Consider the following 9,989-nt stretch of genomic DNA (forward strand, 5'->3'; position numbering starts at 1 on the left):
GTGGTGCTTTGGCAGGCCGTCGCGCTCGCCGCGGTGTTGTCCGCTTTCAGCGCAGGTATTGCCATCGCCAGCCGGCTGATGATGCCGGGAGCTGACGGTCGTCCCACTGCCAGCATCGTCGGCGACGTGCACCGGCTGGGCTGGACGCTCACGGCGCTGTATGTCGCGGTCTTCGCACTGACACTGTGCGTCGGCGCCCGGCTGGCGATAGCGGTTGTGCGGGTGGCAGTCGCGACCCGGCGGCGTCGCGCTCACCAGCGCATGCTGGTTGACCTGCTCGGTGTCACCGGGGACGCGGTGCCCGCCCCGATCAGGGCCCGGGCCAGCGACCTGCGCATCTTGGAGGTAGCGCAGCCGCTGGCCTACTGCCTGCCCGGTGTGCGTCGACGGGTGGTGGTCAGCGAAGGGACACTGACCGCCCTCAGTGACGCCGAAGTCGCCGCGATTCTGCGCCACGAGCGGGCGCATTTGCGTGCCCGGCATGACCTGGTCCTCGAGGCGTTCATCGCCGTCCACGCCGCCTTCCCGCGCTTCGTCCGCAGCGCAAACGCGCTGGATGCGGTGCGGCTGCTTGTCGAGTTGCTCGCCGACGACGCCGCTGTCCGCGCGGCTGGTCGCACTCCCCTGGCCCGGGCGCTGGTTGCCTGCGCATCCGGGCACGCGCCGTCGGGTGCGTTGGCCGCGGGTGGTCCAAGCACGGTGCTTCGGGTGCGACGACTCTCCGGCCGGGGTAACAGCCTGACGTTTTCGGTGGCCGCCTACCTGGCCGCAGCCGCCGTGCTGGTGGTGCCCACCGTGTCGCTGGCCGTGCCGTGGCTCATCGAGCTGCACCGGCTCGTCAGCATCTGACAACCCGCAGCGAGCATGACGTGGCCACAGACCGCAGAAGGAGTCCCCGTCTATCGAGCGAATGCTTGACGAATAACGTGGAGAGACAGGGGTCCGGCCTGCCGCGGGTGTATGAATTCTGCGGCGCACTTTGACCACCGAAGCGACAACCAACCCGAGAGGCGAAGACATGAGCTCGTCGGATTCGAACGCTGCTGAGGGCACGGCACAGATCGGGGTCACCGGCCTGGCCGTGATGGGCTCGAACGTCGCCCGCAATTTCGCCCGGCACGGTTACACGGTGGCGCTGCACAACCGGTCGGTCGCCAAGACCGATGCGCTGCTGAAAGAGCACGGCTCCGACGGCAACTTCGTGCGCACCGAGACCATCCCGGAATTCCTTGCCGCCTTGGAGAAGCCGCGTCGAGTGCTGATCATGGTCAAGGCGGGTGAGGCCACTGATGCCGTCATCGAGGAACTCGCCGACGCCATGGAGCCCGGCGACATCATCATCGACGGCGGCAACGCGCTGTACACCGACACCATCCGGCGAGAAAAAGCGATGGCCGATCGGGATCTGCACTTCGTCGGGGCGGGCATCTCCGGCGGCGAGGAAGGCGCCCTGAACGGGCCGTCGATCATGCCGGGCGGCCCGGTGGAGTCGTACAAGTCGCTGGGCCCGCTGCTCGAGGAGATCTCTGCCCACGTCGACGGGGTGCCGTGCTGCACCCACATCGGTCCGGACGGCTCTGGACACTTCGTCAAGATGGTGCACAACGGCATCGAGTACTCCGACATGCAGCTGATCGGTGAGGCCTACCAGCTGTTGCGCGACGGCCTGGGCAAGAGCGCCGACGAGATCGCCGACGAGTTCGACGAATGGAACAAAGGCGATTTGGACAGCTTTCTCGTCGAGATCACCGCGCAGGTGCTGCGCCAGAAAGACGCCAAGACGGGCAAGCCGCTCGTTGACGTCATTCTCGACGAGGCCGAGCAGAAAGGCACCGGCCGCTGGACGGTGAAGTCGGCGCTGGATCTCGGCGTCCCGGTGACCGGCATCGCCGAAGCGGTGTTCGCCCGCGCGTTGTCGGGGTCGGTTACGCAACGGAAGGCCACTACTGAATTGGCCTCCGGCGACCTGATCGCAAGGCCCGGGGACGAAAAGCAGTTCGTCGACGATGTGCGGCAGGCGCTCTACGCCTCGAAGATCATCGCCTACGCCCAGGGATTCAACCAGATTCAGGCGGGCAGTGGCGAATACGATTGGGACATCACGTCCGGTGATCTGGCCACCATCTGGCGTGGTGGCTGCATAATCCGGGCCAAGTTCCTCAACCGCATCAAAGAGGCCTTCGACGAAGACCCGGACCTGCCGACGCTGATCGTGGCGCCGTACTTCCGCAGCGCGATCGAATCGGCCATCGACAGCTGGCGCCGCGTCGTGGTGGCCGCGACCCAGCTGGGCATCCCCATCCCCGGGTTCTCCTCGGCGTTGTCCTATTACGACGCGTTGCGCACCGAGCGGCTGCCCGCCGCGCTGACGCAGGGTTTGCGCGACTTCTTCGGTGCGCACACCTACGGCCGGATCGACGGAGAGCCCGGCAAGAAGTTCCACACACTGTGGAGCGAAGACCGCAGCGAGGTGCCGGCCTAGCCGGACCGGCCCGGCAAAAGGGCGGTCAAATGCGGTAGAACCCTGCCCAAAGGGGGCATAGCCACACCGATGAGGTATCTGGACGGGCACCGGCCCGCTTACGACCTGACCTACGACGACGTGTTCATCGTGCCGAACCGGTCCGACGTGGCGTCGCGGTTCGACGTCGATCTGTCGACCGCCGACGGCTCGGGCACCACTATCCCGGTGGTCGTCGCCAACATGACCGCGGTCGCCGGGCGTCGGATGGCCGAGACGGTGGCCCGGCGCGGCGGCATCGTGATCCTGCCGCAAGATCTGCCGATCAACGCGGTGAAACAGACGGTCGAGTTCGTCAAAAGCCGCGATCCGGTGGTCGACACCCCGGTGACGCTGGTACCCGACGATTCGGTATCCGATGCAATGGCTCTGATCGATAAACGGGCACACGGCGCCGCGGTGGTGATTCTCGAAGGCCGCCCGATCGGACTGGTGACCGAGGCCTCCTGTGCGGGCGTGGACCGGTTCACCCGGGTCCGCGACGTCGCCACCACCGACTTCGTCACCGCTCCGGTGGGCACTGATCCGCGACACGTCTTCGACCTGCTCGAGCATGCGCCGGTCGACGTGGCGGTGCTGACCGACGCCGGCGGCACGCTGGCCGGTGTGCTGACCCGCACCGGCGCGATCCGGGCCGGCATCTACACACCGGCGGTTGACCATGCCGGACGGCTGCGCATCGGAGCGGCCGTCGGGATCACCGGCGATGTCACGACGAAGGCGCAAGCACTGGTGGAGGCCGGCGCCGACGTCCTGGTCATCGACACCGCGCACGGGCATCAGGTGAAGGCCTTGGACGCGATCAAGGCCGTCTCGTCGCTGGATCTGGGAGTGCCGCTGGCGGCGGGCAACGTCGTCTCAGCCGAGGGCACCCGCGATCTGATCGACGCCGGCGCGGCCATCGTCAAGGTCGGTGTCGGCCCCGGCGCGATGTGCACCACCCGGATGATGACCGGCGTCGGTCGGCCGCAATTTTCAGCTGTCTTCGAATGTGCAGCTGCGGCAAAGCAACTCGACGCTCATATTTGGGCCGACGGCGGCGTGCGGCACCCGCGGGATGTCGCGTTGGCGCTGGCCGCTGGAGCATCCAACGTGATGATCGGGTCCTGGTTCGCCGGCACCTACGAATCTCCCGGCGACCTGATGCGCGACCGCGAAAACCGGCCGTACAAAGAAAGCTACGGAATGGCGTCCAAGCGTGCAGTGGTTGCGCGCAGCGCCGGTGAAAGCGCGTTCGATCGGGCCCGCAAGGCGCTGTTCGAGGAAGGGATCTCCACGTCGCGGATGGAACTCGACCCCAGCCGCGGCGGCGTGGAAGACCTCCTCGACCACATCACCGCCGGGCTGCGCAGCACCTGCACCTACGTCGGTGCGTCGAACCTGACCGAACTGCACCAGCGGGTGGTGCTCGGTATCCAGTCGGCGGCGGGCTTCGCCGAAGGCCATCCGCTGCCGTTCGGCTGGTGATCGCGGCGGAAGCGCGCTTCGCCGCTACCGCGATGTCCTGACGGGGTCCGGGACGGGTCTTCGCTACCATGTGAGCTTCAGGACCGTTGAGGTCGACCGAGCGAAAGGGTTGACGTGCCGCAGGCACCCGTCGGGGCCGTTGGCTTCTGGGCCCGACGGCCATCGGCGCAAGTATCCGCCCGTCCCGTCAGCGCGGTCGACCCGAGCCTGGGGATGCGACAACCGATCTGATGAACGTCGCCGTCACCTTGCTCAGCCTGCTGGCCATCGTGGTGCTCACCGCCGGGAACGCGCTGTTCGTTGCCGCCGAGTTCTCCCTGACCACCCTCGAGCGCAGCACCGTCGAGGCACACGCCCACGACGGTGGTCGCCGAGAACGCCTACTTCTGCGCGTACACCGCAGGCTGTCGTTCCAGCTCTCCGGAGCTCAGTTGGGAATCTCGATCACCACGCTGGTCACCGGTTACCTCACCGAACCCATGGTCGCCGAGTTGCCGCATCCGGCGATGGCGGCGCTGGGGGTGCCCGAGCGGGTCGCCGACGGCGTGGTCGCGTTCATGGCGCTGCTGGTGGTGACGTCGCTGTCGATGGTTTTCGGCGAACTGGTGCCCAAGTACCTCGCTGTCGCACGCCCACTGAGCACCGCCCGCGCGATCGCGATTCCCCAACTGCTGTTCTCCCTGATCCTGGCCCCGGCCATCCGGCTGACGAACGGCGCAGCCAACCGGATCTTGCGCCGGCTCGGTATCGAGCCCGCACAAGAACTTCGATCCGCCCGCTCACCGCAGGAACTGGTCTCGCTGGTGCGCACCTCGGCGCGCAGCGGCTCGCTGGACCCGACGACTGCGGCGCTGGTGCACCGATCGCTGCAGTTCGGCACGCTGACCGCCGAAGAACTGATGACGCCACGCTCCAAGATCGTCACGCTGCAGACTGACGACACGGTGGCCGACCTGGTGGCCACGGCCATCGAGACCGGGTTCTCCCGGTTTCCGATCGTCGACGGCGACCTGGACGAGACCGTGGGCATTGTGCACGTCAAACAGATCTTCGCCGTGCCGCCAGCCGACCGAGCCACGACGTTGCTGACCGCCGTCGCGCAGCCCGTCGCGACAGTGCCCTCGACGCTGGACGGTGACGCGGTGATGGCCCAGACCCGTGCCAGTGCTCTACAGACGGCGCTGGTGGTCGACGAATACGGCGGTACCGCCGGCATGGTCACCACCGAGGACCTGATCGAAGAGATCGTCGGCGACGTCCGCGACGAACACGACGACGCCACCCCGGATGTGGTGGCAGCCGGCAAGGGCTGGCGGGTGTCGGGTTTGCTGCGCATCGACGAGGTGGCCACGGCCACCGGCTACCGCGCCCCCGACGGCGAATACGAGACGATCGGCGGCCTGGTGCTGCAGGAATTGGGCCACATCCCGCAAACCGGTGAAACGGTCGACCTGACCGCGTTCGACCCCGACGGCCTGTCGGACCACTCGAACTGTTGGCGCGCAACCGTGGTGCAGATGGCTGGTCGCCGGATCGACGTGCTCGAGCTCACCGAGCTGGACGGCGACCTGGACGGTGGCAGGACCGGGTGGCGCCGCTGATGGCCGACGTCTTGCGGGTACTGCTGACGAGCCTGCTGATCGCCGCCAACGCATTCTTCGTCGGCGCGGAGTTCTCGCTGATCTCGGTGCGCCGGGACCGGCTGGAAATTCTGGCCGAACAGGGCCGGCCCAGCGCGGTCACGGTGATCCGCGCCGGCGAGCGGCTTCCGCTGATGTTCGCCGGGGCGCAACTGGGCATCACGGTCGCCTCCATCCTGCTCGGCCGGATCGGTGAGCCGGCGGTCGCCGATCTGCTGAACAGACCGTTCAGCCTGTTGGGGCTGCCGGGTGCCGTCCTGCACACGGTGTCCTTCGTGATCGCGCTGACGATCGTGGTGACGCTGCACGTGCTGCTGGGCGAGATGGTGCCCAAGAACATCGCCATCGCGGGCCCAGAGAAGGCCGCGATGCTGCTGATCCCCGCCTACCTGGCTTACGTGCGGGCCGCCCGGCCGTTCATCGCGTTCTACCAAGGCTGCGCCAACCTGATCTTGCGGGCTCTTCGGGTCGAGCCACGCGACGAGCTCGCGATCACGGTCTCCATGGCCGAGCTGGGCGAGATGATCGCGGAATCGGTGTCTGAGGGTTTGCTGGACCGTGAGGAACACACCCGGCTCACCCGGGCGCTGCAGATCCGCCACCGCGTTGTCGCCGACGTCGCGGTAGCCGTCTCCGACATTCGCGCGGTACCGGCGGCCGCCACCGGATCCGGCCCCACAGTCGGTGCGGTCGAGCAGGCGCTGGCCCAGACCGGGTACTCGCGATTCCCGGTGGTCGCGGTCGACGGCACCTTCGTCGGTTACCTGCACATCAAGGACGTGCTGCCACTGGGCGACGACCCGGACGCCACCATCGACCTGGTCACGGTCCGACCGCTGCCCCGGGTAGCCGGGTCGTTGCCGCTGGCGGAGGGGCTGTCGCGGCTGCGGCGCACCAAGAGCCACCTCGCATTGGTCACCGGTCAGGACGGCCGGGTGGTCGGGATGGTTGCGTTGGACGACCTGCTCGAAGACTTGGTCGGCACGGTACGGGACAGCATCCAGCGTGACTGAACTCCTCGACGCTGCCGAGTGGCGGGCGCGGGTCCAGGCCCACCGCCGCCGTATCGCGGAGTTCTTGGCCTCCTGTCGCGCCGACGAGCCGCACCCGGTTTGGGACTTTCTGTTCAGCTACTACACCCTGCGGCCAGGGCAATTGTCGTGCTGGCATCCGGGTTACGGCGCGGTGCTCGCCGGGGGCGAGGCATTGCGCTACTACCGCGGCCGCCGCGGCTACACCACCGTCCGCGACGGCGTCACTGTCAGCGACGTCCACCTGCGCAGCCGGCTGGACACCATCCGGTTCGTGGCGCGACTGCTGGGCGCGACCGCGTCACGGCCCGCTGCGCTGAACTGCTTCGGTCTGCACGAATGGGCGATGGTGTACCGCAGCGACAAGGTGCGCCATCAACAGACTCCGCTGCGGTTGGGCGCGTCCGGCACCGACGCGCTCGTCGAGTCGGTGCCATTGCGCTGCAGCCACTTCGATGCCTACCGGTTCTTCACCGACCGGGCCGCCCCCCGAAACGCCGGTTCGCCGAGCCGCGCCACCCAGCACCAATGGGAGCAGCCGGGCTGCCTGCACACCAACATGGACTTGTACAAGTGGTGTTACAAGCTGACCCCGCTAATCGACTCTGAGCTGCTGCTGGAGTGTCTGCAACTGGCTGCAGCCGCCCGGGAAATCGACATGCGCGCCAGCCCGTATGATCTCAGCGACTACGGGTACTCCCCGATCGCCGTCGAGAGCCGCGCTGGTCGAGCAGAGTACGTGCGTTGCCAGAGCGAGGTCGCGCAGCGTGCCGAGCCGCTGCGGGAAGCGCTGTTGGCCCGGTGTGACCTGCTGTTGCAGGCCGCTGAATGCGGGTAGTCGTGCTACCGGCCGGGTATTCTGGCTAGTTGCCAGACAGGGAGGAACGATGACTGATCGCGTGCCAGTGGGCAATTTGCGCGTCGCCAGGGTGCTGTATGACTTCGTGAACGACGAGGCGCTGCCGGGCACCGACATCGACCCCGACAGCTTCTGGGCGGGCGTCGACAAGGTCGTCACTGATCTGACCCCGCGAAACCAGGACCTGCTACGCCGCCGCGACGAATTGCAGGCGCAGATCGACAAATGGCACCGGCACCGCGTGATCGAAACGCACGATCCAGAGGCGTACCGCCAGTTCCTCACCGAAATCGGTTACCTGCAGCCTGAGCCCGACGACTTCACGATCACCACGTCCGGTGTCGACCCGGAAATCACCACGACGGCCGGCCCGCAGCTCGTGGTACCGGTCACCAACGCCCGGTTCGCGCTGAACGCGGCCAACGCCCGCTGGGGCTCTCTCTACGATGCGCTCTACGGCACCGACGTTATCCCGGAAACCGACGGCGCCGAGCAGGGCAGCAGCTACAACCAGGTGCGCGGCGACAAGGTGATCGCCTACGCCCGCAAATTCCTCGACGACGCGGTGCCGCTGTCGTCGGGTTCCTACACCGAGGCCACTGGGTTCACCGTCGATGACGGCCAGCTGGTGGTCCACCTGCACGGCGAGTCGTCCACGACCGGATTGGTTGACTCTGACCGGTTCGTGGGTTACACCGGCGCCGCGGAGTCGCCGAACTCGGTGTTGTTGCTCAACAACGGCCTGCACATCGAGATACTGATCGACCCGGAATCGCCGATCGGCCAGACCGACGCCGCCGGCGTCAAAGACGTGGTGCTCGAGTCGGCGGTCACCACGATCATCGACTTCGAAGACGCGGTGTCCGCCGTCGACGCCGAGGACAAGGTGCGCGCCTACCGCAACTGGCTCGGCCTGAACCGCGGCGATTTGACCGCCGAGGTGAGCAAGGACGGCGACTCGTTCGTCCGGGCGCTCAACCAGGATCGGCACTACAACGCGCCGGACGGTAGCGAGTTCTTGTTGCCGGGGCGCAGCCTGCTGTTCGTGCGCAACGTGGGTCACCTGATGACCAACGAGGCGATCCTGTTCGATAATGGCTCCGAAAACGGTGGAGCCGACGGCACCGAGGTGTTCGAAGGCATCCTCGATGCGCTGTTCACCGGCTTGGCGGCGATTCACGGACTGAAATCCGGTGAGGCGAACGGTCCGTTGGCGAACAGCCGCACCGGTTCCATCTACATCGTCAAACCCAAGATGCACGGCCCCGATGAGGTGGCGTTCACCACCGAACTGTTCAGCCGGGTAGAAGATGTGCTGGGGCTGCCGCAGACGACCATCAAGGTCGGCGTCATGGACGAAGAGCGGCGCACCACGGTCAACCTGAAGGCCTGCGTCAAGGCCGCAAGCGACCGCATCGTATTCATCAACACCGGCTTCCTGGACCGCACCGGTGACGAGATTCACACATCGATGGAGTGCGGTCCGATGGTGCGCAAAGGCGCCATGAAAACCCAGCCGTGGATCTTGGCGTACGAGGAGAACAACGTTGACGTCGGGCTGGCCACCGGGTTCGCCGGCCACGCCCAGATCGGCAAAGGCATGTGGGCGATGACCGACTTGATGGCCGACATGGTGGAGCAGAAGATCGGTCAACCACGCGCCGGGGCGAGCACCGCATGGGTGCCCTCCCCCACCGCGGCCACCTTGCACGCGATGCACTATCACCAGGTCGACGTGGTCGCCGTGCAGCAAGAGCTCGCCGGTGAGCGACGCGCCACCATCGAGCAGCTGCTGACGATTCCACTGGCCAAGGAACTGGCGTGGGCGCCCGAGGAAATCAAGGAAGAGGTCGACAACAACTGCCAGTCGATCCTCGGCTACGTGGTGCGCTGGATCGACCAGGGTGTGGGCTCGTCGAAGGTGCCGGACATCCACAACATCGCGCTGATGGAAGACCGTGCCACGCTTCGCATCTCCAGCCAGTTGCTGGCCAACTGGCTGCGGCACGGCGTGATCACCGAGGCCGATGTGCGCGCTAGCTTGGAACGGATGGCGCCGCTGATCGACGAGCAGAACGCCGGCGACTCGAAGTATCTGGCGATGGCGCCCAACTTCGACGACAGCATCGCCTTCCTGGCCGCCCAGGAGCTGATCCTTTCCGGCACGCAGCAGCCCAACGGCTACACCGAGCCGATCCTGCACCGGCGCCGTCGTGAGTTCAAGGCAAAGCACGGGTAAGCATGGGTAAACACAGCCTGCCCGGCCGCGGCGACGGCGCCGACGAACCGCTCGAGGACTTCCAGGAGGCTTACCCCGATCCCGGTGTACCCGACGAAGTCACCGATGACGTCGGGAGGCACGGCGCATCCGGCGACGGTGTTTTCAGCGACGCTGCCGCCGGCGAGGTTGAAAACTATCCGGACTTTCCCGGCCCCGCCGCCGAACCACCGTCTGCGCCCCCACCGGCGAG

7 protein-coding genes and 1 pseudogene are annotated in these 9,989 nt (G+C 66.9%); all 8 read left to right on the plus strand.

Annotation, left to right across the window (positions count from 1 at the left end):
* On the plus strand, positions 1-849 hold an 849-nt coding region (locus WA317_RS11285; protein ID WP_425173108.1), incomplete at its 5' end, for a M56 family metallopeptidase.
* 169 nt (positions 850-1,018) lie between these two features.
* Positions 1,019-2,482 (plus strand): NADP-dependent phosphogluconate dehydrogenase, encoded by a 1,464-nt coding sequence (gene gndA, locus WA317_RS11290; protein ID WP_425173109.1) that lies wholly within the window; start codon positions 1,019-1,021, stop codon positions 2,480-2,482.
* A 69-nt stretch (positions 2,483-2,551) separates the two neighbouring features.
* Entirely contained in the window at positions 2,552-3,988 is a 1,437-nt protein-coding gene (locus tag WA317_RS11295; RefSeq protein ID WP_425173110.1) for a GuaB1 family IMP dehydrogenase-related protein, read from the plus strand.
* Positions 3,989-4,218: 230 nt separating this feature from the next.
* A complete protein-coding gene (locus tag WA317_RS11300) occupies positions 4,219-5,589 on the plus strand; it encodes a hemolysin family protein (protein WP_425173111.1) in 1,371 nt (456 codons plus the stop codon).
* Positions 5,589-6,641 carry a hemolysin family protein gene (locus tag WA317_RS11305; protein ID WP_425173114.1) on the plus strand — a complete coding sequence of 351 codons (1,053 nt, stop codon included), beginning with the start codon at positions 5,589-5,591 and terminating at the stop codon, positions 6,639-6,641. Before WA317_RS11300 ends, WA317_RS11305 begins: the two co-directional genes overlap by 1 nt.
* Positions 6,634-7,497 (plus strand): 3-methyladenine DNA glycosylase, encoded by an 864-nt coding sequence (locus WA317_RS11310; protein WP_425173112.1) that lies wholly within the window; start codon positions 6,634-6,636, stop codon positions 7,495-7,497. The genes WA317_RS11305 and WA317_RS11310 overlap by 8 nt, the downstream gene beginning before the upstream one ends.
* Positions 7,498-7,546: 49 nt before the next feature.
* Positions 7,547-9,757: a malate synthase G gene (locus WA317_RS11315; RefSeq protein WP_425173113.1), complete on the plus strand. Its 2,211-nt coding sequence runs from the start codon at positions 7,547-7,549 to the stop codon at positions 9,755-9,757.
* Positions 9,758-9,759: 2 nt separating this feature from the next.
* A pseudogene (locus tag WA317_RS11320) lies at positions 9,760-9,989 on the plus strand (hypothetical protein); the annotation flags it as partial.

The sequence above is a fragment of the Mycobacterium sp. genome (genome assembly GCF_049802695.1).
Lineage (GTDB): Bacteria > Actinomycetota > Actinomycetes > Mycobacteriales > Mycobacteriaceae > Mycobacterium.